18 protein-coding genes and 2 pseudogenes are annotated in these 23,572 nt (G+C 71.1%); 8 read left to right on the plus strand and 12 right to left on the minus strand.

The annotated features are described in order from the left end of the window. The 4 genes from ABT116_RS23415 to ABT116_RS23430 form a co-directional block, all read right to left on the minus strand. Positions 1-1,200: peptide ABC transporter substrate-binding protein (locus tag ABT116_RS23415; protein WP_351637141.1), on the minus strand; the 1,200-nt coding region annotated here is incomplete at its 3' end. 609 nt (positions 1,201-1,809) lie between these two features. Then, positions 1,810-3,717 carry a translational GTPase TypA gene (typA, locus tag ABT116_RS23420; protein WP_351637142.1) on the minus strand — a complete coding sequence of 636 codons (1,908 nt, stop codon included), beginning with the start codon at positions 3,715-3,717 and terminating at the stop codon, positions 1,810-1,812. Positions 3,718-3,860: 143 nt separating this feature from the next. Further along, entirely contained in the window at positions 3,861-4,511 is a 651-nt protein-coding gene (locus ABT116_RS23425) for a hypothetical protein (RefSeq protein ID WP_351637144.1), read from the minus strand. A gap of 114 nt (positions 4,512-4,625) precedes the next feature. Next, entirely contained in the window at positions 4,626-6,770 is a 2,145-nt protein-coding gene (locus tag ABT116_RS23430; RefSeq protein WP_351637146.1) for an ABC transporter family substrate-binding protein, read from the minus strand. Between the two features lie 288 nt (positions 6,771-7,058). On the opposite strand from ABT116_RS23430, the gene ABT116_RS23435 reads away from it, so the two are divergent. Genes ABT116_RS23435 through ABT116_RS23450 form a run of 4 tightly spaced genes read left to right on the plus strand, consistent with a single transcriptional unit; the run spans position 7,059 to position 10,974 of the window. Continuing rightward, entirely contained in the window at positions 7,059-7,349 is a 291-nt protein-coding gene (locus tag ABT116_RS23435) for an Rv0250c family protein (protein ID WP_031103292.1), read from the plus strand. A gap of 57 nt (positions 7,350-7,406) precedes the next feature. Next, on the plus strand, positions 7,407-8,243 hold the full coding sequence (sdhC, locus tag ABT116_RS23440; RefSeq protein ID WP_351637148.1) for a succinate dehydrogenase subunit SdhC: 837 nt from the start codon (positions 7,407-7,409) through the stop codon (positions 8,241-8,243). Between the two features lie 17 nt (positions 8,244-8,260). Continuing rightward, positions 8,261-10,201, plus strand: a complete 1,941-nt coding sequence (locus ABT116_RS23445) for a fumarate reductase/succinate dehydrogenase flavoprotein subunit (protein WP_351637149.1) — start codon at positions 8,261-8,263, stop codon at positions 10,199-10,201. Next, on the plus strand, positions 10,198-10,974 hold the full coding sequence (locus tag ABT116_RS23450; protein ID WP_351637151.1) for a succinate dehydrogenase/fumarate reductase iron-sulfur subunit: 777 nt from the start codon (positions 10,198-10,200) through the stop codon (positions 10,972-10,974). The genes ABT116_RS23445 and ABT116_RS23450 overlap by 4 nt, the downstream gene beginning before the upstream one ends. Here the strand turns inward: ABT116_RS23450 and ABT116_RS23455 are convergent. The 7 genes from ABT116_RS23455 to ABT116_RS23485 form a co-directional block, all read right to left on the minus strand. Continuing rightward, on the minus strand, positions 10,963-12,063 hold the full coding sequence (locus tag ABT116_RS23455; protein WP_351637153.1) for a glycoside hydrolase family 18 protein: 1,101 nt from the start codon (positions 12,061-12,063) through the stop codon (positions 10,963-10,965). The two genes, ABT116_RS23450 and ABT116_RS23455, sit on opposite strands and share 12 nt — an antisense overlap. A 69-nt stretch (positions 12,064-12,132) precedes the next feature. Beyond that, on the minus strand, positions 12,133-14,769 hold the full coding sequence (locus tag ABT116_RS23460) for a SpoIIE family protein phosphatase (protein WP_351637155.1): 2,637 nt from the start codon (positions 14,767-14,769) through the stop codon (positions 12,133-12,135). A gap of 252 nt (positions 14,770-15,021) precedes the next feature. Continuing rightward, the gene (locus ABT116_RS23465; protein WP_351637157.1) at positions 15,022-15,453 is read right to left on the minus strand and encodes an ATP-binding protein; all 432 of its coding nucleotides are present in this window, start codon (positions 15,451-15,453) and stop codon (positions 15,022-15,024) included. A gap of 209 nt (positions 15,454-15,662) precedes the next feature. Beyond that, positions 15,663-16,112, minus strand: coding sequence for a (deoxy)nucleoside triphosphate pyrophosphohydrolase (locus ABT116_RS23470; protein WP_351637159.1), 450 nt, complete (start codon positions 16,110-16,112; stop codon positions 15,663-15,665). Positions 16,113-16,172: 60 nt separating this feature from the next. Beyond that, positions 16,173-16,367, minus strand: a complete 195-nt coding sequence (locus tag ABT116_RS23475) for an SPOR domain-containing protein (protein WP_351637161.1) — start codon at positions 16,365-16,367, stop codon at positions 16,173-16,175. A gap of 341 nt (positions 16,368-16,708) precedes the next feature. After that, positions 16,709-17,461 (minus strand): GntR family transcriptional regulator, encoded by a 753-nt coding sequence (locus tag ABT116_RS23480; protein ID WP_351637162.1) that lies wholly within the window; start codon positions 17,459-17,461, stop codon positions 16,709-16,711. A gap of 147 nt (positions 17,462-17,608) precedes the next feature. Continuing rightward, positions 17,609-18,748: a DUF4190 domain-containing protein gene (locus ABT116_RS23485; RefSeq protein WP_351637165.1), complete on the minus strand. Its 1,140-nt coding sequence runs from the start codon at positions 18,746-18,748 to the stop codon at positions 17,609-17,611. A 314-nt stretch (positions 18,749-19,062) separates the two neighbouring features. Here ABT116_RS23485 and ABT116_RS23490 point away from each other — a divergent pair, with 314 nt between their 5' ends. Together ABT116_RS23490 and ABT116_RS23495 are read left to right on the plus strand one after the other, a co-directional pair. Continuing rightward, entirely contained in the window at positions 19,063-19,284 is a 222-nt protein-coding gene (locus ABT116_RS23490; protein WP_351637167.1) for a DUF2283 domain-containing protein, read from the plus strand. 800 nt (positions 19,285-20,084) lie between these two features. Continuing rightward, entirely contained in the window at positions 20,085-21,665 is a 1,581-nt protein-coding gene (locus ABT116_RS23495; RefSeq protein WP_351637169.1) for a S8 family peptidase, read from the plus strand. Between the two features lie 68 nt (positions 21,666-21,733). On the opposite strand, the pseudogene ABT116_RS23500 reads toward ABT116_RS23495, so the two are convergent. Next, positions 21,734-22,103, minus strand: a pseudogene (locus ABT116_RS23500) (hypothetical protein). Here ABT116_RS23500 and ABT116_RS23505 point away from each other — a divergent pair. Then, a pseudogene (locus tag ABT116_RS23505) lies at positions 22,008-22,481 on the plus strand (MMPL family transporter); the annotation flags it as partial. The pseudogenes ABT116_RS23500 and ABT116_RS23505 sit on opposite strands and share 96 nt — an antisense overlap. Positions 22,482-22,599: 118 nt before the next feature. Then, on the plus strand, positions 22,600-23,572 hold a 973-nt coding region (locus ABT116_RS23510; RefSeq protein WP_351637171.1), incomplete at its 3' end, for an NAD(P)H-binding protein.

The following is a 23,572-nucleotide window of genomic DNA, read 5'->3' on the forward strand; positions in this document are numbered from 1 at the left end:
CCAGGGCTTGTGGTCCTGGTCGGCGTTGTACTGGATCTGGATCTTGTTGCCCGGGACGCCGCCACCCTCCTGGATGAGCTTCTTGGCCTGGGCCGGGTCGAACTTGACGATGTCGCCGAGCGCGCCCTTCTTGTAGCCGAGGACGCCCGGGGCGACGTAGGAGTCGGCCGGGGTACGCGTGCCCTGGAGGACGGTCTTGGTGATCGTCTGGCGGTCGATCGCCATGGACAGACCCTGGATGACCTTGGGGTCGATGTCCTTGAACTGCTTGGTGTAGAACGCCGGGACGATCGACTGGACGGCCGAGTACGGCTCGTCGATGGCGCGGTCGCCGAGGTCCGTCTTGTAGTTCGTCAGCGCGGTGGTCGGGACCTGCTCGATCCAGTCCACGTTGTCCGAGCGCAGGTCCGAGTACGCGGCGTCGGCGGTCGTGTAGTTCTTGAAGTCGATGCCGCCGTTCTTGGCGACGTTCGGGCCCTTGTAGCCCGCGAACTTGCGGACCTTGATGAGCTTGTTGTGCTCCCAGGACACGAACTTGTAGGGGCCGTTGCCGACCGGCTTCTCGCCGTAGCCCTTCGGGTCCTTGAAGAAGGCCTCGGGCAGCGGAGCCCACACGTCGTAGCCCAGCTTGTACGCGAAGTACGAGACCGGCTGCGTCAGCTTGATGGTGAAGGTGTTCTCGTCGACGACCTTCAGGCCCGACATCTTGTCGCTCTTCGGGTCACCCTTCTCGGGGTGCACGTCCTCGAAGCCCACGATGTCGGCGAACCAGCTGGAGTTGGTCTGGTTGTTCTTGATGTTGGCGGACCAGTTCCAGGAGTCCACGTAGGACTTCGCGGTGACCGGGGTGCCGTCGTGGAACTTCCAGCCCGGCTTGAGCTTGACGGTCCACTCCGACGAGTCCTTGTTCGGAGTGACGGACTCGGCGTTTACGTACTCGAGCTTGCCGGTGCCGGGCTCGTAGTCGACCAGGCCGGCGAAGATCGTGCGCAGCACGCGGCTGCCCTGGCTCTCCTTGGCGTTGGCCGGCTGGAGCGGGTTCTGCGGTTCGCTCAGCTGCGCAGTGACGATGCCGTTCGGGTCGGCCTTCCCCTTGTTCATGTCGTCGCCGGCACTGTCGTCGCCGCCGCCGCAGGCGGTGGCGGCCAGGGCGACGACTATCGCCCCCGCGACCCACTTGGCGCTCTTGGCACCGCGCATGGGTTCCTCCTATGAAGTCATTGGTTCACCGCGAAGGGAGCACACGACACATCACGGCCCCCGCCCGTCGCCGGTGCCGGAATTCGTCGAGTGCCCCCGCGCTCGTGAGTCGCGCCGCTGCCGGCTACTGACCCGTACATCCGAGCTCTACGCGCCTAACTATCTGCCAAACGCCAGGACCGAACCACACTCTCGAGGTCTCGGTTCGATCACAGCTCTCGCCTACATCTTCCAAAATCCGGACAAAGGGTTTGGTGAAAGATCCCTGCGAAACGGACTTGTTACACATCTATCGGTGTCGGCTGTCCGCATTCCGGACGCGAGAGTGAGATAAACCGCTTGCGGCGTACCGTGGAATCCGTACAGGGTTCCGTCGGTGTCTGTCGCGCGCTCAAGTAGCTTGTGCGGCAAGGCCGTTCCGCGATCCCCGAGGCCGGTGACGCGTGGCGCTTCCGGAGCAGGGTAGTGGGAGAAAACCGCCCCTGACGGCTGTCGCGGGCAAGTCGAGGGTTTTCCCTACCCTTGCCTCCACGTTCCCCGCCTTTCAGACAACAGCACCGGGCACCCCGCCTCGCGGGGTGCCCGGTGTCGTCGTCGCAGCGGCGGGCGTCAGCCGTGCTTGGCGCGGCTCGCGGCGCGGGCACGCTCGCGGGCGTCCAGGTTCACCTTGCGGATGCGCACGGCCTCCGGGGTGACCTCCACGCACTCGTCGTCCCGGCAGAACTCCAGGGACTGCTCCAGCGACAGCTTGCGCGGCGGGACGATCGCCTCGAACGAGTCGGCCGAGGAGGACCGCATGTTGGTGAGCTTCTTCTCCTTGGTGATGTTCACGTCCATGTCGTCGGAGCGCGAGTTCTCGCCGACGATCATGCCCTCGTACACCTCGGTGCCGGGGTCCACGAAGAGCACGCCGCGCTCCTGGAGGTTCGTCATCGCGAAGGCGGTGACGGCACCGGAGCGGTCGGCGACCAGCGAGCCGTTGTTGCGGGTCTGCAGGGTGCCGAACCAGGGCTCGAAGCCCTCGTGGATGGAGTGCCCGATGCCGGTGCCGCGGGTCTGCGTCAGGAACTCGGTCCGGAAGCCGATGAGACCGCGGGACGGCACCACGAACTCCATGCGGACCCAGCCGGAGCCGTGGTTCGACATGTTGTCCATGCGGCCCTTGCGGACGCCCATGAGCTGCGTGACGGCGCCCATGTGCTCCTCGGGCACGTCGATCGTCATGCGCTCGACGGGCTCGTACGTCTTGCCGTCGACCTCCTTGGTGACGACCTGCGGCTTGCCGATGGTCAGCTCGAAGCCCTCGCGGCGCATCTGCTCGACCAGGATGGCCAGCGCCAGCTCGCCGCGGCCCTGCACCTCCCAGGCGTCGGGACGCTCGGTGTCGAGCACCCGGAGGCTGACGTTACCGATCAGCTCGCGGTCGAGGCGGTCCTTGACCTGGCGGGCGGTGACCTTGCGGTCCTTGACGGCCGCCTTGTTGTCGGCGCCCTTGCCGGTGGCGCCGCGGCCGACCAGCGGGGAGGTGTTGGTGCCGATGACCATGGAGATCGCGGGCTCGTCGACCGTGATCAGCGGCAGCGCGACCGGGTTCTCCGGGTCGGCCAGCGTCTCGCCGATCATGATGTCCGGGATACCGGCGACCGCGCAGATGTCACCGGGGCCGGCCATCTCCGCGGGCTTGCGGGTGAGCGCCTCGGTCATCATCAGCTCGGAGATGCGGACGTTGCTGACGGACCCGTCGCGCTTCATCCACGCGACCGTCTGGCCCTTGCGCAGCTCGCCCTGCTCGACGCGCAGCAGCGCGATACGGCCGAGGAAGTTGTCGGCGTCCAGGTTGGTGACGTGGGCCTGGAGCGGGGCGGCCTCGTCGTAGGTCGGGGCCGGGATGTGCTCCAGGATCGTGGAGAAGAACGGCTCCAGGCTGGTGGAGTCGGCGGGGACCGTACCGTTCTCCGGCTTGGTCAGCGAGGCGATGCCGTCGCGGCCGCAGGCGTAGACGATCGGGAACTCGATCTGCTCCTCGTCGGCGTCCAGGTCGAGGAACAGGTCGTACGTCTCGTTGACGACCTCGTCGATCCGGGAGTCCGGGCGGTCCGTCTTGTTGATGCACAGGATGACGGGCAGCCGCTGCTGGAGCGCCTTGCGCAGCACGAAGCGGGTCTGCGGGAGGGGGCCCTCGGAGGCGTCCACGAGCAGGACGACACCGTCGACCATCGACAGACCGCGCTCGACCTCGCCGCCGAAGTCGGCGTGACCGGGGGTGTCGATGATGTTGATGGTGATGACGTCCCCCCCGTCCTTCGGGTGGTACTTCACCGCCGTGTTCTTGGCCAGGATCGTGATGCCCTTCTCACGCTCCAGGTCGTTCGAGTCCATCATGCGGTCGTCGACGCCTTCGAGCTGGTGCGCGGCGAAGGCGCCGGCCTGCTTCAGCATGCCGTCGACGATGGTGGTCTTGCCGTGGTCGACGTGGGCGACGATAGCGACGTTGCGGATGTCGTGGCGCGTGGCCATATTGCGGCGTTCTCCCGGAGTGTGAGGAATGCCCTGCGCGGACGTCTGCGGTGCGCGGGCCCTGCCGGGCTCAACATGCCACGGCCACACCCCATGGTACGGGGCTGCGGCCGCAGGGGTTAGCCGGGCTACGTCGGTGCAGGTCAGGCCGGTCCGCAGGAGCGCCGGGCGGCCTCCCGGGCCACAGGTGAGTCCGGGCGTACCTCGCAGTCGGTCAGGACGGCGAAGTCGACCGTCCAGTTCCGGGCGTGACCGGAGACGGTCGTGCCGTCCGGGCAGCGGTAGCGGAAGTCCGCCGCCACCTCCCTCACACCGGCGTACTGGACGTACTCGCCTGCCGCGTCGGGCTTGATGCGGTCGGTGTCGAGCTCCGGGGCCGGCTGCCGGACGTCGGTGAACGACCAGGTCTCGCCCGCCTCCGCAAGGGTTCGCGCGTCGGAGTCGATCTCGCCGGCCTTCTTGCCGAGCGAGAAGAGGATCTCCGCGGGGGACGGGGCCGGTCCGTCGGCGCGTACCGAGGGCCTGGGTGTGTACACCCGCCGCATCGGGTTCTGCAGGGGGCCACCGCCCTTGCCGAGCCGCTCCGGGTCGGAGACGCCGGTCAGCCGGTCCCGCTCGGTGAGGTGGGACCAGGTGAAGGTGCCGTTCGCGCAGGCCGTCGCGACGGGCTTGACCGGCTCACGGCCCTGGTCGGCCTCGTTCCCGCCCGCGCTCCCCGTGCACGCCGCCAACCCCGTCACCAGCACCCCGATGACCAGCCCGGCCCCGCAGGCCCGCCCCACCATGCCGTGCATCCCCCGGCTCCCGTCCCCCGCGTACGGACGCCCGGCGTCCGCACCATGATCACTGCTGGCCTCATGGTGCGGGTGCCGGGCGCGGGACGGCAAGGCGTTTGAGCGTTCCCAGAGCTACCGGGCGGCCGAGCCCTTCGCCGAGGGGCCGGACGCCGGCTTCGCGCCCTTCTTCAGGAAGCCCATGTCCTCGTAGACCGGCGTGCCGAAGCCGAAGGCGCCGGTGTTGACCAGGTTCTTGCGGGCCGCCAGGAGCTGGGGGCGCTGGAAGAGGGGGATCGAGCCGGCCGCCGCCCAGATCCGGGAGTCGGCCTTGCGGAGCAGGGAACGGGACTCGCTCTCGTCGAGCGTGGCCACGGCCTCGTCGAAGAGCTGGTCGACCTGGTCGGTGCCGACTCGGGTGTAGTTCTGCTCGACGTTCAGCGAGCCGTCGGCGGCCGGCACGGGCTTGGCGTAGACGGGGCGGGCGTCGGTGGCGGGGAACGCCGTGGCGGGCCAGGAGTACAGGGCGAGGTCGTACTGGCCGGAGGCGATGTGGTCCTTGAAGTACGACTCGTCGGAGACCTTGGAGATCTCGGTGGTGATGCCGACGCGCTCCAGCATGCGGGAGATGCGGTCCGCGACCGTGCGCAGCGTCTGGGAGCCGGGCCCGGAGGGGAGCACGAAGCGGAGCCTGAGGGGCTTGCCGTTCTTGGCGAGCGGGGCGGCCTCCTGGTTCGCCGGTGCGGCCGTCCCCTGGGGGGCGTACGCCCCGGGGGCGCCGCCCTGGTGCGGGGGCGCGTACGGCTTGCCGTCCCGGGCGAGGTGCTCCGCGGGGTCCGGCCCCCGGCGCGCCTTGTCGTCCTCGCCGGTGTCGTCGGCCTTGCCGCCCTCGGGGCCGGCCGCCTTCTCCTTCTTCTCCTCCTTGACCGGGCCGCCGCGCACCCACCCGGCGTCCGCGAGCAGCGCCTGGGCCTCCTTGGTGTCCTGGCCGCCGAGGGCGCCGCTGTTGTCGGCGTAGGCGGCCTGGCCGGACAGGGCGAGGTGGCTGCCGACCGGGACGGCGGGCAGGCCGAGGGGCTTGAGAACCACCTGGGCGAGTTCCTTGCGGTCCAGGGCGCGGGCGACGGCCCTGCGGACGCGCTCGTCGGTGAGCGGGCCCTCGGCGCCGTTCAGGGCGAGCTGGGTGTAGGCGGGCTCCAGGGACTTGCGGACCTCGAAGCCGCTGAGGGCCTGCTGCTGCCGGGCGTACTTGACGGCCGCCTTGCGCAGCTTCTTGCGGGCGACGATCTCCTCGTCGGCGGCGTCCTCGTCGGAGCCGTTGGCGCGGGCCCAGGACTGAAGGGAGTCCGCGGCGGACCGGTCGGCGCCGGGGCCCATCTGCGGGCCGGCGGAGCTCTGCGGGCGGGCGGCGACGGTGATGCGGCGGGCCGCGGTGGGGTCGATCTCGGCCAGGTCGAGGTCGCCGGCGGCCAGCTCGGCGGCCCGCTTGTCGCGCGGGACGGTGCGCAGCACGATCTCGGAGAGCTTGGCCGGCTTGCCCCACCAGCGCGGGCTGCGGGCGAGGGTGATCTCCTCGTCCTTGCGGTCGACCTTCTTCACCGTGAAGGGCCCGGCGGTGACCTTGAGCTTCTTGCGGGCCCCGTCGTTGAAGGAGTCCGGGGTGCCCATGACGTCCTTCGGGTACAGCGGGGAGAACAGCGAGCGCCAGTCCGCGTAGGGGCGGCTGAAGGTGACCCGGACCTCCAGGGCGTTGTCGCCGCGCTCGATCTTCTGGATGCGGTCGTAGCCGGCGTTGCGGGCGGTCCAGTAGGCGGTGTTCTTGCCGGACAGGGCGCGCCACTGGGCGGCGAAGTCGGCTGCGCCGATCTCCCGGCCGTCGCTCCAGACGGCCTGCTGGTTGAGCTTGTACAGGACGACCTGCTTGGGCTCGGTGTCGACGACCTCGGCGGACTCCAGGTAGGCGGGGTTGCGCTCCGGGCGGCCGGAGGCGTCCATGCGGAACATCGACGGCAGGACGGCCTGGGCGACGCGGGCGGTGGTGGCGTCGGCGTCCGACTGGAAGGTGTTCAGCGTGTCGGGTACGGAGTCGACGGCCCAGCGCAGGGTGCCGCCGTCGGTGATCCGGTCGCGGGGGGCGGGCTGGATGTCCTGCCCGGCGAGCGGCTTGCCGGACGGGTCGTCGGAGCCGCATCCGGCGAGCGCGGGCACCGCGAGCACTCCCGCGGTGAGGAAGGCGACCGAGCGCGTGACCGCGCGCGGGCCGACGCCGTGCTGGGACATCTGTGCTACCTCCGGGAAGCCGCGGGCGTTATGATCACTTTTGGCGGTATTTGGAGTTCATCTGATGTATGCGGCCACTGAAGAGGAAAGGGTTCGGCAACACAGAGCGACACGGCGGTCACGGGTGGGAAGTCACCCGTGCGGCGCAACGCACCGCACAGTGCACCCACGCGCCTCGGCCAATCGATGCACATCCCTTCACAGCGCAAGGTGTGACGCGCAACACTCGCAGGCGCATGAACGTTGCCGCCTTGGGCCTCGAAGGACCCGTGGAAGTGAGGGCAAGTCATGTCCGTTCACGACGAACTGACGTCAGTCCAGCGCAGTCTCGACGAAGTGTTCCGTTCGCTGGGACGCCTGGAGAAGCAGCTCGGCACCGGCGGCCTGGAGATGCGCCGCGTCCGTGCCGACGCCAACCACCTGCGCGAGAGCGTCGCCCTGCTGCGCGACGCCGCCGCGTCACCGGCCGCACCGAAACGCCCCGAGCTGGTCACCATCTCGGACACGCCGTACGACTCCGCCCTGTGGAGCGACTCGGACGACGAGGGGCTCGGCGCCCGGGACCGGCGCGCTCCCTGACCCGGGGAGGAGTCGAGCGCGACCGGCACCTCCCCCGAACCCGACCGGAGTCGTCACGTGGCCACTGGTACGGAACCCCCTGCCACCGAACCCAGACCTGAGAGCGGCGGTGTGCGGGGCGCTGCGCGGGCCGCGATCGCCGCCCCGCACCTGCGCACCGACCGCTGGTGGCTGGCCCCGGCCGGCACCGCGGCCGGTCTGCTCGCCTTCATCGTGTACTCGACCTGGCGGGCCTTCGCGAACGCCGACTACTACGCGGCGCCGTACGTCTCGCCCTTCTACTCCCCGTGCCTGGCGGAGAACTGCGAGCCGATGAAGGCCGGCCCGAACTGGGAGATCTTCGGGAGCTGGTGGGGCATCTCGCCCGCGATCATCATCCTGATCTTCCCGCTCGGCTTCCGTCTGACCTGCTACTACTACCGCAAGGCCTACTACCGGGGCTTCTGGGCGTCCCCGCCGGCCTGCGCGGTCGCCGAGCCGCACAAGAAGTACAGCGGTGAGACCCGCTTCCCGCTGGTCCTGCAGAACATCCACCGGTACTTCTTCTACGCCGCGATCGTGGTCGCCGGGATCCTCACCTACGACACCGTGCTCGCCTTCCGCGACGAGACCTACGCCTGGGGCCACATGGGGCTCGGCACGCTCGTGTTCCTGGTCAACATCGTTCTGATCTGGGCGTACACGATCTCCTGCCACTCCTGCCGGCACATCGTCGGCGGCAAGCTCAAGCACTTCTCCAGGCATCCGGTGCGCTACCGGATGTGGCAGTGGGCGGGGAAGCTCAACGCCCGGCACATGCAGCTCGCCTGGGCGTCGCTGGTGAGCGTGGCCCTCGCCGACTTCTACGTCTACCTGGTCGCGTCGGGCGCCTTCGACGATCCGCGCTTCTTCTAGAGGGATGAGGCCTTCTGATGTCCGTGGTCGACCGGCAGGAGTGGGACGTCGTCGTGGTGGGTGCGGGCGGTGCGGGCCTGCGCGCCGCCATCGAGGCCCGCGAGCGGGGCGCCCGCACAGCCGTGATCTGCAAGTCGCTGTTCGGCAAGGCGCACACGGTGATGGCCGAGGGCGGCATCGCCGCGGCGATGGCCAACGTCAACAGCGGTGACAACTGGCAGGTGCACTTCCGCGACACCATGCGCGGCGGCAAGTTCCTCAACCAGTGGCGAATGGCCGAGCTGCACGCCCAGGAGGCGCCGCAGCGGGTGTGGGAGCTGGAGACCTGGGGCGCGCTCTTCGACCGTACGAAGGACGGCCGGATCTCCCAGCGCAACTTCGGCGGCCACGAGTACCCGCGCCTCGCGCACGTCGGCGACCGCACCGGCCTGGAGCTGATCCGCACCCTCCAGCAGAAGATCGTCTCGCTGCAGCAGGAGGACTTCAAGGAGACCGGCGACTACGAGTCCCGGCTGAAGGTCTTCCAGGAGTGCACGGTCACGCGCGTGCTGAAAGACGACGCACGGGTCTCCGGCGTCTTCGGCTACGAACGCGAATCGGGGCGCTTCTTCGTGCTGGAGGCACCCGCCGTGGTGATCGCCACCGGCGGCATCGGCAAGTCCTTCAAGGTGACGTCGAACTCGTGGGAGTACACCGGCGACGGCCACGCGCTGGCGCTGCTCGCGGGCGCGCCCCTGCTGAACATGGAGTTCGTGCAGTTCCATCCGACCGGCATGGTCTGGCCGCCGTCGGTGAAGGGCATCCTCGTCACCGAGTCGGTGCGCGGCGACGGCGGTGTGCTGCGCAACTCCGACGGCAAGCGGTTCATGTTCGACTACATCCCCGACGTCTTCAAGGACAAGTACGCCGAGACGGAGGAGGAGGGCGACCGCTGGTACGACGACCCGGACCACAACCGGCGTCCGCCCGAGCTGCTCCCCCGTGACGAGGTCGCGCGGGCCATCAACGCCGAGGTGAAGGAGGGGCGCGGCTCCCCGCACGGGGGCGTGTTCCTCGACGTGTCGACGCGGATGCCCGCCGAGGTCATCAGGCGCCGCCTGCCGTCGATGTACCACCAGTTCAAGGAGCTGGCGGACGTCGACATCACGGCGGAGGCGATGGAGGTCGGGCCCACCTGCCACTACGTGATGGGCGGGGTCGCGGTCGACTCCGACACGGCTGCGGCGCGCGGAGTGCCCGGGCTGTTCGCGGCCGGTGAAGTGGCCGGCGGCATGCACGGCTCCAACCGGCTCGGCGGCAACTCCCTGTCCGACCTGCTGGTGTTCGGACGCCGGGCGGGCCTGCACGCGGCCGGGTACGCGGCGGGGCTGACGGGTGCGCGGCCCGTGGTGGACGACGTACAGATCGACTCGGCGGCGGCGGAGGCCCTGCGGCCCTTCTCGGCCGAGGCGGAGATCGAGGAACCGGCGGGCGGCCCGCCGGAGAACCCGTACACCCTGCACCAGGAGCTCCAGCAGGCGATGAACGACCTGGTCGGCATCATCCGCCGCGAGCCGGAGATGGAGCAGGCCCTGCAGAAGCTGGCCGAGCTGCGGCTGCGGGCGCGCCGGGCCGGGGTCGAGGGCCACCGGCAGTTCAACCCGGGCTGGCACCTCGCCCTGGACCTCAGGAACATGCTGCTGGTGAGCGAGTGCGTGGCACGGGCCGCGCTGGAGCGCACCGAGTCGCGCGGCGGCCACACGCGTGAGGACCATCCGGGAATGGACCGCGCATGGCGCCGGATCAACCTGCTGTGCGCGCTCACCGACCCGACGGGCGGCCTGGCGGCGACGGACCCGGTCCGCGGCCAGATCACCCTCACCCGTGAGACCACCGAACCCGTCCGTGCCGACCTGCTCGCCCTGTTCGACAAGGAGGAGCTGGTCAAGTACCTCGCCGAAGAGGAGCTCTACGAATGAGCGGCTATACGGCCCACTTCAAGGTGTGGCGCGGGGACGTGAGCGGCGGCGGCCTGGAGGACTTCGAGGTCGAGGTCAACGAGGGCGAGGTGGTGCTCGACATCATCCACCGCCTCCAGGCCACCCAGACGCCCGACCTCGCCGTGCGCTGGAACTGCAAGGCCGGCAAGTGCGGTTCCTGCTCGGCGGAGATCAACGGCCGGCCACGGCTGATGTGCATGACGCGCATGTCGGTGTTCGACCAGGAGGAGACCATCACGGTGACGCCGCTGCGGGCGTTCCCGGTCGTCCGCGACCTGGTCACCGACGTCGGCTTCAACTACACCAAGGCCAGGGAGGTCCCGGCCTTCGTGCCGCCGGCCGGTGTCGCCCCGGGCGAGTACCGGATGATGCAGGAGGACGTGGACCGCTCGCAGGAGTTCCGCAAGTGCATCGAGTGCTTCCTGTGCCAGGACACCTGCCATGTGGTCCGCGACCACGAGGAGAACAAGCAGGCGTTCGCCGGGCCGCGTTTCCTGATGCGGGTGGCGGAGCTGGACATGCACCCGCTGGACGCGGCGGCGGAGGCGGGCCTGGACCGCAAGACCACCGCCCAGGACGAACACGGCCTCGGCTACTGCAACATCACCAAGTGCTGCACGGAGGTCTGCCCGGAGGGCATCAAGATCACGGACAACGCGCTGATCCCCCTGAAGGAGCGGGCGGCCGACCGCAAGTACGACCCGCTGGTGTGGCTGGGCTCGAAGATCAGGAGGCGCTCCTCAGCAGGCTGAGCACTCGTCGGCCCAGCCCTCTTCGTAGGCACGCCAGTCCGCCTCGGTCGCGGCGAAGTCGATGTACAGCGCGACACCGAAGCGGGCCCGGTCCGCGTCCGTGCGGGACAGGCCGAGGCGGACACCCCGTACGGCGGCGGGGACGGTTTCGGCGTGGTTCCAGTGCCCGAAGCGGTTCTCGTGGAAGAAGGGCAGCCCCATCAGCAGGTCGGTGGACGGCGGGGTGACCTCCAGCGCGAGGGAGGTCTGCTGGGCCACATACCCGCCGTAGGTGCTCTCCAGCGGCTGCATCGTGTCGTACGACATCACGGCGATCTGGTCGACTCGGCGGGCGACCTGGCCGAAGAACTCCTGGGACCACCACTTGGGGTGGCCGGTGATGCCGCCCCAGACGGTGTGGAAGGCCGGGAGCGGGTCGATCTGGTGGGCGGCGACGGAGAGTTGCGCGTCCCGGGAGCGGGTCTCGCGGCGCAGGGCGTCGAGGAGGGTGAGGTAGTCCCGGTCGCCGGAGTGCAGGGGCTCCAGGTCCAGGTGGATGCCCTCGTAGCCGGTGTCCAGGACCTGGCGTGCGGAGCGGACGACCGCGGCGCGGGTTGCCGGCTGCTCCAGGCGCATGCCGTCGGGGCTCTCGGTGGCGAGGACATCGCCGAGGAAGGCCTGGACCCGGACGCCGGGCAGCTTCTCGTGGACGGCGTCGATGAACCAGCGAGCCCTGGGGTACACGGACTCGGGGAGCGTGCCGTCGTGTTCCAGCGGGCCGGAGTGGACGTACAGGTCGCGGATGCCGGTGCCTTGCAGGCGGCGGGCGAGGGCGGTGACGTCGGCGTCCTTCTTGCGGCCGTCGACCCAGGCGTGACCCAGCCAGAGGGCGTCGCGGTTCCTGGTGTGGGTGCCGTCCGCGGGGTCGCCCGTGTAGTTGATGCGAAGGGCTGTCAGAACGGAGAGAAGGGGGAGCAGGAGGAGCAGGGGGACGGCGATGGCCGTGCGTCTGACCCAGCGCCTGCGCCTCGTATCGCCGGCACGGTCGTTCGCGGGATCCCCCTCCGGCTGTAAGGAGTTCGCACTCTCGATGGCCTCCGTGCGGTCCATGCCGTCTCCCCCCGGTGGTGCGGTTGATGTTGCCGGGGAGGACGATCAGCACCTGTGTTCGGTTGCGGGTCAGAACAGGCTCAGGAGGGCCTCCGCCGGATCCGTGAGGTTCGTGTCGCCGCCGGGCAGGGGCAGTTCGAACCAGACCGTCTTGCCCCGCGGCGTGCGGCGGGAGCCCCACGCCGCGCTCAGGAGCCCGACCAGTTGGAGGCCGCGGCCGCCCTCGTCGGTGTCGCGGGCCCGGCGGCGTCGGGGCTGGACCAGGCCGGAGTCCCAGACCTCGCAGACCAGGGTGCGGTCGAGCAGGAGGCGCAGGCGGATCTCTCCCTCGCCGTAGCGCAGGGCGTTGGTGACCAGTTCGCTGACCAGGAGTTCCGTGGTGTCGACCAGGGGTTCCAGGTCCCAGGCCAGCAGCTGTGCGCGTGCGTACTCGCGGGCCCGGCCCACGCTGCGCGGCTCCCGCGGCAGGGTCCAGTCACCGACGGATTCCGTGGGCAGGCCCTGGACACGTGCCATCAGCAGCGCGATGTCGTCCTCGCCATGGTGGGTGTCGAGGGTGTTGAGGACGTGGTCGCAGACGTCCTCCAGCGGCTGGGTAGGGTCGGAGAGGGCGCTGACGAAGGCCTGGAGTCCCTCGTCCAGGGGGTGGTCGCGGCTTTCGACCAGTCCATCCGTGTAGAGCGCGAGCAGGGCACCCTCGGGCAGTTCGACCTCGACCTCCTCGAAGGGCTCCCCGCCGACGCCGAGCGGCAGGCCCGGCGGCACGTCGAGCATCAGCGCCGCCTCGCCCGGTTCGACGAGGACGGGCGGCAGGTGGCCCGCGTTGGCGAAGGTGCAGCGCCGGGTGACGGAGTCGTAGACGGCGTAGACGCAGGTGGCGAGGTACACCTCCGACAGGTCCGCCTCGCGGGGGCGGCGGGCCGCCCGGGTCGCCTGCTGGACCCCTCCGGGGGCGCCGAGGCCACGGGCGATCTCGTCCAACTGGGAGAGCACCTCGGCCGGTTCCAGGTCGAGCTGGGCCAGTGTGCGGACCGCCGTGCGGAGTTCGCCCATGGCGACGGCGGCGCGCAGTCCGCGGCCCATCACGTCGCCGACGACCAGCGCGGTGCGGTGTCCGGGCAGTTCGATGACGTCGAACCAGTCGCCACCGACCTCGCTGGGCCGGCCGGTGTTGACGCTGCCGGGCAGGTAGCGGCAGGCGATGTCGAGGCCGGAGGCCTCGGGGTCGCCGGGCGGGAGCAGGGACCGCTGCAGTATCAACGCGCGTTCGTGCTCGCGGCGGTAGAGGCGGGCGTTGTCGATACAGACCGCGGCGCGGGCGGCGAGTTCGACGGCCAGGTCCCGGTCCCGGTCGCCGAAAGGCTCGCTGCCCTTGGTGCGGGCGAACTGCACCAGCCCGACGACGGTGTCGTGGGCGACCATCGGCACCGCGAGCGTGGACTGCACGAGCCCGCCGTCCTCGCCCGGGACGGTGCGGGGCCGGGCAGTGCGCAGGGCGTCCGCGCAGGGCGAGTTGAACGGGTAGTGGTGCACGGCGCCGACCGCGACGGGCACGCCGGCGCCCGCGAAGGGCGCGTCGGAGACGGCGCTGGCGAAGGCCACCCGGCGCAGCTCGGCACTGCCGTCGGCGAGTCCGGGCGGCGTCTCGTCACCGGCCAGCAGGCCCTGGTAGAGGTCGACGGTGGCCAGGTCGCAGAAGCCGGGGACGACGACGTCGAGGAGTTGCCGGGCCGTGGTCTCCAGGTCGAGGGAGTTGCCGATGCGGGCACCGGCCTCGTTCAGCAGGGCGAGGTTGCGCCGGGCCGCGGCGGCCTCACGGGCGGCGGCGCGGCGGGCCGTGATGTCGATGCCGAGCCAGGCGATGCCGATGGGACGGCCCGAACCGCTGTGCACGCGATAGAGGTTGACCGACCAGTGGCGACGCTCGTCGGAACCCGGCACGAAACCGGTGACGTGCATGTCGGTGATGGAACTGCCGGTCTCCAGCACCCGCCGCAGCGTGGCCGCGACCCGGTCGGCCTCACCGCGCTGGAGGTAGTCGTGGACGCCCTTGCCACGGTGGTCGTCGGGCGTGCCGCCGAAGATGGACGCGAACCGCTGGTTGACGCGGCGGACCCTGAGGTCGGGGTCGATCAGGAGGAATCCGAAGGGCGATTGACTGAAAATGGCCTGTGAGGCGGCGAGGTCCGTCTCGATGCTGCGCAGGGTGCGCACGTCGACGACGATGCAGACGGCGGCCCTCTCACCCTCCTCGGTGCGCGTCGGCATGACGTACACCTCGGCGAGTCCCTCGTGGCCGCATTCCCCCTCGGCGCCGTTCGGCATCCGGAAGGGCACCACGCCGGTCCATTCGCGGCCGTCGAGGATCTCGGCCATCTTGCGCATGCCGCGCTCACGGTGGCGCGGGTCGATGAACGCCTCGATGGGGTCCATGCCCACGGCGCGGTCGGCGCGGACGCCGAAGAGGTGCTCGGCGCGCAGGCTCCACTGGTTCACCAGCCCGTCGGGGCCGATGGAGAAGGACGCGACCTTGATGTAGTCGTAGATGGACCCTGGGGGACTGCTCTGCCACATGGCGTCCCCGGATCGCACACCGTCGGCGGCGAGCGCACCTCCCACCGCGGAGGCCAGGCCGTCGGCAGGCCTCGACCTCGCGCCCTCCGACGGGTCCTCGGACTCCGTGGCCTTCGCTGGTATCTCGCTCACGCGAACCGTCCCCTCCAGCTCACCGCGTCCGGCACCGGTCACCGGGGGCGGCTGCCCGCAGTATCCAGCACTACGGTGCCGCACAACACGGTGTTCACGATCACAGCACGGTCCCGATGGTTTTCGGTCCGGACCGTGACAACACTTCCAGTCTTCTAACCAGGGGACACGCCGTCGAACCCCGTCCACCGGCAACCGCCACTGGCCTGAACCAATCGCTCTACAGCGGCGGGACGTACGTACACCGGATTTTCACTCCGGCACCGCGAGTTCGAACCACACCGTCTTACCCGTGGCGCCGGGCCGGGTGCCCCAGCGGCGGGAGGAGGAGGCAACCAGGTGCAGTCCGCGGCCACCCTCGTCCTCGAGGCGGGCGGCGCGCTCGCGGGGCGGGTCCGGCAGCGGGTCGGAGACCTCGACCAGGAGGGCGCCGTCCAGGCCCGATCGGCGCACCAGGCGGACCCCGATGGGGCCCGTGGCATGCCGCAGGGCGTTGGTGACCAACTCGCTGACCAGCAGTGCCGCGAGGTCCGCGAGGCTGTCGAGGTCCCAGTCGCGGAGTTGGCCGCGCACGGCCTGGCGAGCGGTGCGTACGGCGCCCGGTTCTGCGGGAAAGGTCCAGTCGGCGCAGTCGCCCTCGGTGTCGATCACGCCGATCACTTCCCAGGCAGGAGCCCCACCCATGTCCGGTTTCATGGGGTTAATGGGCACATACCCGATATTCGGGGTGGAGTATCGCGCGGAGCAGCGCACTGTGGCACGAAAGGCGTAGGGGCGCTGGTACGGCAGTGCGATGGGGGTCGCACGCCCCCGGCGGGCTTCAGGCGCCGGGCTGTTCCGGCCTTCCGGGGGCGAGCTGTTCCAGCCTTCCAGGGCCCCAACTGTTCCGGCCTTCAGGCGCCGGGCTCTTCAAGCCGGCCGGGGCCGTGAGAGGCCGGGTTCTGCGCGACTCCCAGGTGCGCGAGGGCCTGCCGTACGGCCGGGACGTCCTGGTCGAGCCAGTGCACGTCCCAGATCTGGTCGGGGCCGAGCCAGCGCAGTTCGTCGTGGTCCTGCAGGGGCCGGGGGGCGGCTGAGCCGGGGCGCAGCCGGGCGGTCCACACGTGCAGGACGTACGGCGCCCTCAGGGGCCACTCTCCCGGAACGCGCCCGCTCACCTCGGCGTCGACGCCGAGCTCCTCGCGCAGCTCCCGCGCGAGCGCCGCGTCGGCCGTCTCTCCGGGCTCGACCTTGCCGCCGGGCAGCTCCCAGCGCCCGGCCAGCTCGACGGGCGCGCTGCGCCGGGCGGCCAGCAGCCGCCCGTCCTCGACCAGCGCGGCCCCCACGACGATCCGCTCACTCATGCCGGGAGACTACGGGAGCCCAGCCGGTCTCCGGGGCCCTCCCCGGGGCGCCCCGGACGGTCAGTCGTGCGTCACGGCCGACCCGTTGTGACCGAGCCGCTCGACCCAGTACAGCTGCTTGTGGCCGCGACCGTCGAGGCTGTCCGCGATCTTCTGGGCCTCGGCCCGGGTCGCGTACCGGCCCACGCGGTAGCGGTTGCCGTTGTCGTCCTCTCGTATCACGAGCCAGGGGAGAGTGACCGTGCTGTCGTTCATCGCGCCCCTCCACTTCCCACCCGCGGCCTGTGCCGTGCCCCACCCGCCAAGGAAACCGCAATGCGCATATGCCCGAGCCTACGCCTAACCTTCACGGAGCGAATACGGGTTTTCACAAAGAGGTACGCAACCAGCCAGAACGCAGGGGGCGCATGCCGGTGAACGCGCCGTCGGCGTACCTCTGCGCAACCAGACGCAGGCATACCGCATACACGGGTGTCGACCTGCGTGAACGACGGCCGGTCACGGGCCGCGCAGCGTCCCGGCCCAGGTCGGTCCGTACGGCGGTCGGGTGAGCGGGGCGCGCGAGGAGCGCGCCGCGGGGCGGATGGGAGCGTGCGCTACTTGACCGGAAGGTGGTAGGCGACCTGGTACCGATCGGCCGGAATGACCACGTCGGCCGTCTCCACCGGACGTCCGGAGGCGTAGAAGGTGCGATGGATGACCAGGACCACATGCCCCGGGACGCCGCCCAGGACGAGCAGCTCCTCGGCGAGGCCGGGCCGGGCGCCGACCTCCTCCGTGACGTTGTCCACGACCACGTCGATGGCGCGCATGCGCTCGACGACGCCCATGCCGCCGACCGGTCCCTCCTCCGGCAGCATCACGGGCGTACGCCCCGTGACGGTGAGGGGCTCCCAGGACGTGGAGAGCATCATCGCCTCGCCGCCCTCGCGGTAGAGGTACCGCGTGCACATGACCCGCTCGCCCGGCTCGATGCCCAGCCGCTCGGCGACCGCGACACTCGCCTCGGACTGCTCGCTGCTGGACTCCCAGGTGCCGCGGCCCTCGCCGTCGGCCTGCTCCTGGCGGAACGGCGTGGCCCCGCCGGACGGGCGGTAGCCGGAGCGGGAGATGCGCCGGGGCACGGGCCGCTCGCGCACATAGGTCCCCGAGCCGGAACGGCCCTCGACCAGGCCCTCCGCCATGAGCACCTTGCGGGCCTCCAGCGCGACCGTGTCCGAGACCCCGTACTCCTGGCGGATTCTGGCCTGGGAGGGGAGGCGGGTGTGCGGTGGCAGCTGACCGTCGACGATCTTCTTGCGGAGATCACCCGCGACGCGCAGGTACGCCGGCTGCTCACCGAATGTCACTGGCCGCTCCCATCAGGTTGTACAGACAGCAACAGCGTGGCAACCGTAGGTTGTGCGGTGCAAGCAAAGGCCAGAGAATCACTCGATGTGATGACATGGGGTGGCGGAGGGCTTTACGCAGGCACTTTCTCCCCGCTATAGCCGCCGTCACACCTGCGCTTCGGACTCTTTCTTCTCGCCTTCCCCGGGGGTCGGCGGGGTCGCCGCCAGTCCGAGGGCCTTGCGCGCCGTGACGGTCGCCGGCCCGTCCACGAAGCCGTACGCCTTGTCGTAGTGCGTGTAGTAGGTGTCCGCGTCACCCGCCGTGCTCGCCCTCTTCCATTCCGTCCTGGCGTCCTCCAGATCCGCGACGAGGTCGGCGACGGGCGTGCGGGCGCCGGCCGGCCAGGAGTGCCCGCGCAGGGCCTCGATCTGCTCGCCGAGCACCTCGTGGACCCGGGCGGCCCAGGCCCGGTGGGCGGCAAGGTCCTCCTCGGGGGTCTTCTCGGGCTCCTCGTAGAGCTCCGCGTCGAGGGCGTTGGCCGTCGACAGGAAGACGACCTGGTGGGTGTCGAGCGTGGTGGGGTCGCCGCGCAGGGAACCGGTGAGCCCGGCCTCGGCCTCGGTGTTGCCGAAGAGGCAGGTGATCGCGCGGTCGCCGTAGCGCCAGCTCTCCCGGGACGGCATCAGGTAATACACGTCGACATCGGCCGGCATCGCCCAGGTGTCCATCGCGTACTGGTCCTGGAGGGCGTAGCACTTCTCGTCGGCGACGTCGGTGATCCGGGCGTCGCCCGGGAAGGCGCCGCCGGGCAGGGTGACGACCGCGAACACCTCGCCGTCGTGCCCGCCCCGGCACGGCACACGGTCGACGTCGTAGGTGTCGCCCTCCAGCCCGCCGGGCGCGTCGAAGCAGTCGCCCTTCTCCAGCGACAGGCTCTCGTTGCCCTGCGCGCCGTCCTTGAAGCCCTCCCAGACCTCGGACACGGCCCCCGTGGACAGCACCACCGCCCACAGTGCGATCCCGGCGAACGACAGCACCGACCCCGCGATCGCCATGCCCCGCCCGCTCTGCCCGGACCGCCGGATCTGCCGCAGCGCGATCAGCCCCAGCACGAGCCCCGCGGCGGGCAGGAAGCAGAGCACGCCGAGGACGAGGGCCGCGACGGCGAGGGCGTTGACGGAGACGGGGGTGCCGTACGGACGCCCGGCGGGGCCGTACGGGCCGTATGCCTGCGGCCAGTCGCCGGGAGGCGGGCCGTACGGGGCCGGGGGCCGCTGGTTCCCGGGGGGCGGGGGTATCGACACGGGTACGGTGCTCCTGGCTGAGGCGGTGGGCGGGTCCGTCGGACGGCTGGGCGCATCGTAGAGGGCGGGGCGACGGGGGCGGAATGCGGTCGGACACGGCGGTACGGGCGGCGAACCGGGTGACGGCCCGCTGGGCGTCGGGGGTCCGTGCGGGCACGATGTTCTCGGCGGCGGGGGTCTGACCGCTGCTGGCGCTCTCGCGGACGGGGCGGCGGGCGCGGCCCGCACCACCGGCAAGATCTGGGTCGTGATCGACAAGGCCGGCAACGTCGTGTCCGTCGACCGCAACCGAGTCCGTTCCCGAGAGGCGAAGCATGCACATCGAGTACGACCGCGAGAACGACACCGCGTATGTCTCTCTCGTCGCGCACATCGCGGACGGCGCCGCCGTCCGGCAGATCCCCGTCGCGGGTGTCGGGGCGGACGCCGAGGTGTTCCTCGACGTGGACGCGTCGGGGCGGCTGCTCGGCATCGAGGTGATCGGTGCGGGTGGGGCTCTGCCGGTGGAGGTACTGGAGGAGTCCTCCACGGGTTGAGGCACCGGGGCGCCGGGCCGGCCTCCGCTTGTCCGGCCGACCGGCCGTGGCCGGCTGCCTCCGGCGGACCGGTGAGGCGCGACGCCCGCTCCCTCACGATCCGGCCAACCGGCCGAGGCGCAGGCGACGGCAGGGCGGCGAGGCTCCACGACCGCCGTCCGGCCGGCCGGCTGACCCGCGGATCAGGAGGGCGCCGCGCACGTTCCGTCACCGGCCGGCCGACCGGCCCGGCCGCCACCGGCGGCACTCGACTGCGCGGCAAGGAGGCACCCCGCCCGTGCCGTCCGGCCTCCTCCCGCAGAGCTGGTATGCGCTGCACCCACCCCATCACCGGCTGGCCGACCGGCCCAGCGGCCTGCCGCAGCGCAGCGCGGCGTGGTGCCCGCTCCGTGGCCGTCCGGGCGACCGGCCCGAGTCGTCGCCGACAGCCCAGGGCGGCGCACCGCCGCCCCTGCCGCCCCTGCCGCCCCTGCCGCCCGGCGGCCCTCGCGGAGCTGGACCGCGCAGCACCCGCTCCGTCAGCATCCAGCCATTTTCCGGTTACCCCCCCCCATAACTCACGGGCGACGCCCCGCCCTCCCGTCTCCCGCGGAGCGTCTCGGTGACTGACGGGTCGTCATGACGGTTCCGCCGGTCCGTGCAGAGCCCTTGTGCAATCCCTGTGGAGGCCTCAATCTTTCGCTGACGCACACGAGTAGCCGCTGGTTTGACATGGTCATGACCCACTGGCCTCATCGGCGGCGACCACCGGGCGTGCACCACACCCCACAGCGCACCACCGATCGAGGAGGACCCCTCAGATGGCAGTGATGCGTACTCCCCACAGATCCACCCGGCGCAGACTGACCGCGCTCGGCGCGACGGCCACCGCGGCGCTCGTCGCGAGCCTCGTCTCCGCCCTCCCCGCCGGCGCCGCCCCGGCCGCCGCCGAAGGGCGCATCCAGTACGAGGGCGCCGCGAATGCCGTCGCCGGCAGCTACGTCGTCACCCTGAAGACCGACAAGGCCCATTCCGCCGAGGGCCGCGCGCTCGCGCGCAAGTACGGCGCCGACATCGAGCGGACGTACACCAAGGCCCTGAACGGCTACGAGGTCGAGGCGACCGAGTCCGAGGCGAAGCGTCTCGCCGCCGACCCGGCCGTCGCCTCCGTCGTGCAGAACCGGACGTTCTCCATCACCGGGACGCAGCCCAGCCCGCCGTCCTGGGGTCTGGACCGCATCGACCAGAAGAGCCTGCCGCTGAACAGCTCGTACACCTACCCGGACTCGGCGGGTGAGGGCGTCACCGCGTACGTCATCGACACCGGCGTCCGCATCACCCACGGCGACTTCGGCGGCCGCGCCTCCTACGGCTACGACGCCGTCGACAACGACAACACCGCCCAGGACGGCCACGGCCACGGCACGCACGTCGCCGGCACGGTCGCCGGAAGCGCCTACGGCGTCGCCAAGAAGGCCAAGGTCGTCGGCGTCCGGGTGCTGAACAACTCCGGCCAGGGCACCACCGCCCAGGTCGTCGCCGGCATCGACTGGGTCGCCCGGAACGCGGTCAAGCCCGCCGTCGCCAACATGTCCCTCGGCGGCCCGGGCGACACGGCCATCGACACGGCCGTCCGCAACGCCATCACCTCCGGCGTCACCTTCGTGGTCGCGGCCGGCAACGAGTCCACCAACGCCTCCACCCGGTCCCCGGCCCGCGTCACCGAGGCCGTCACGGTCGGTGCCACGACGTCGAGCGATGCCAAGGCGAGCTACTCCAACTACGGCACCGTCCTGGACCTGTTCGCGCCCGGCTCGTCCATCACCTCGGCCTGGAGCACGAGCGACTCGGCGACCAACACCATCTCCGGCACGTCGATGGCGAGCCCGCACGTCGCCGGCGCCGCCGCCCTGCACCTGGCCGCCAACCCGACGGCCACGCCCGCGCAGGTCTCCGCCGCGCTGACGTCCGCCGCCACCACCGGCGTCGTCACCAGCCCCGGCACCGGTTCACCCAACCGGCTCCTGTACGTCGGCGGCGGTACGACCACCCCGCCCGGCCCGCGCTTCGAGAACACCGCCGACCAGGCCATCGCCGACAACACCACCGCCGAGTCCCCGGTGACGGTCTCCGGCGTCTCGGGCAACGCCCCCTCGGCCCTGGCCGTCGAGGTGCACATCGTCCACACCTACATCGGTGACCTCCAGGTCCAGCTGATCGCCCCCGACGGCACGGCGTACACGCTGAAGTCGTACGGCACCGGCGGCAGTGCGGACAACATCGACACCACGTACACCGTGAACGCCTCCTCGGAGAGCGCGAACGGCACGTGGAAGCTGCGCGTGAGCGACAACGCCCGCTCCGACACCGGGCGCATCGACGCCTGGGCGCTCCAGTTCTGACCCGAGTGACCTGAGCGCAGGGGCCGGGCTCGCTTCGGACCCGGCCCCGACCGGCAGGCGACGGACCCTCAGTCGGAGCCCCGGCGCAGCAGGACCAGTTCCGCGTTCATCTCGACGAGGAGCCGGACGACCACCTCCAGCTCCTCGGAGCTGAAACGGCCCCGGGCCGCGTCGGTGCTCCGCGCCAGGGGGACGGAAGGTCACCGCGCCGGACGTGAGATTGAGCTGCCCCCGCAGGCGGCCCGGCGTGGGCTCGCCCCCCGCGTCCGGGTCGGAGTCGGCGTCCGGGATCGCGATCAGAGCCTGCATGTCGGTGAGGTGCAGGCCCTGTTCCTGGGCGAACTCCTGGGCGATGCGCTCGTGCCGGTGTTGCTGGTCGCGACCGTGGGGATCAACTTCCTGGCGACGCTGGGGGTGTCGGCGCTGGTCTTCCGGCATCTCCTCGGGTTCGGCGGCACGGACGCCTCGGTGCCGCTGTACGGCTTCGTGTTCCTGGTGGCGCTCGGCGTCGACTACAACATCTTCCTCATGTCCCGGGTCCGGGAGGAGGCGCTCGCGCACGGCAACCGGCAGGGCGTGCTGCGCGGGCTGACGACCACGGGCGGTGTGATCACCTCGGCGGGTGTGGTGCTCGCCGCGACGTTCGCGGCGCTGATGGTGATCCCCCTCGCGTTCCCGGTGCAGATCGCGTTCATCGTCGCGCTCGGAGCGCTGCTCGACACGCTCGTGGTGCGATCCCTGCTGGTGCCCGCGCTGATGATCGACATGGGGCCGCGGGCGTGGTGGCCGGGCGTTCTCGCCCGCCGGGCGGACTGAACCGCCCGCGGCGCCCCCGGGGTGCATCCGCCGAGGCCGCCGAGCCGGAAGTGTTCCCGTCAGGGCCGGTCGCGATCCGGCGGCACGGCAACGGTGCGGGACGCCGGGAGGTACGGGTATGACGACGGACGGGCAGCGGCTGCACTGCCTGGTCACCGGGGCGTCCGGATACATCGGCGGCCGCCTGGTGCCGGAACTGCTGCAGGAAGACCATCGCGTCCGGTGTCTGGCCCGCTCCCCCGGCAAACTCCGCGACCATCCCTGGGCGGCGCACGCCGAGACGGTCCAAGGGGACGTCACCGACCCCGAATCGGTCGCGGCCGCCCTGCGCGGTGTCGACGTCGCCTACTACCTGGTGCACGCCCTGGGATCCGGCTCCCGCTTCGAGGACACCGACCGCGCCGCCGCCCGGATCTTCGCCGAGCGGGCCCGGGCCGCGGGCGTACGGCGGATCGTCTACCTCGGCGGGCTCACGCCCCACGGCGTCCCGGAAGCATCGCTCTCCCCGCACCTGCGGTCCCGGGCCGAGGTCGGGCAGATCTTCCTCGACTCCCCCGTGCCCGCGACGGTGCTGCGGGCCGCCGTCGTCATCGGCTCCGGCTCGGCGTCGTTCGAGATGCTGCGCTACCTCACCGAACGCCTGCCCGTCATGGTCACCCCCAGCTGGGTGCACACCCGCACCCAGCCCATCGGGGTGCGGGACGTGCTGCGCTACCTCGTCGGTTCGGCCACCATGCCGGACGACGTCGACCGGGCCTTCGACATCGGCGGGCCGGACGTCCTCACCTACCGGGACATGATGCTGCGCTACGCCGCCGTGGCCGGGCTGCCGCGGCGGTTCATCGTGCCGGTCCCGGTCCTCACCCCGGGGCTGTCCAGCCACTGGGTCGGCCTGGTCACCCCGGTGCCCGCCGCCCTGGCCCGGCCGCTGACCGAGTCGCTGCGGCACGAGGTCGTCTGCCGCGAACACGACATCGCCCGGTACGTGCCGGACACCCCGGGCCGTCCCCTGCCGTTCGACGAGGCGCTGACCCTGGCGCTGCGCAAGGTGCGCGAGGCGCAGGTTGCCACGCGCTGGTCCTCGGCCTCGG

The sequence above is a fragment of the Streptomyces sp. NPDC002130 genome (assembly GCF_040296465.1).
Classification (GTDB): Bacteria; Actinomycetota; Actinomycetes; order Streptomycetales; family Streptomycetaceae; genus Streptomyces.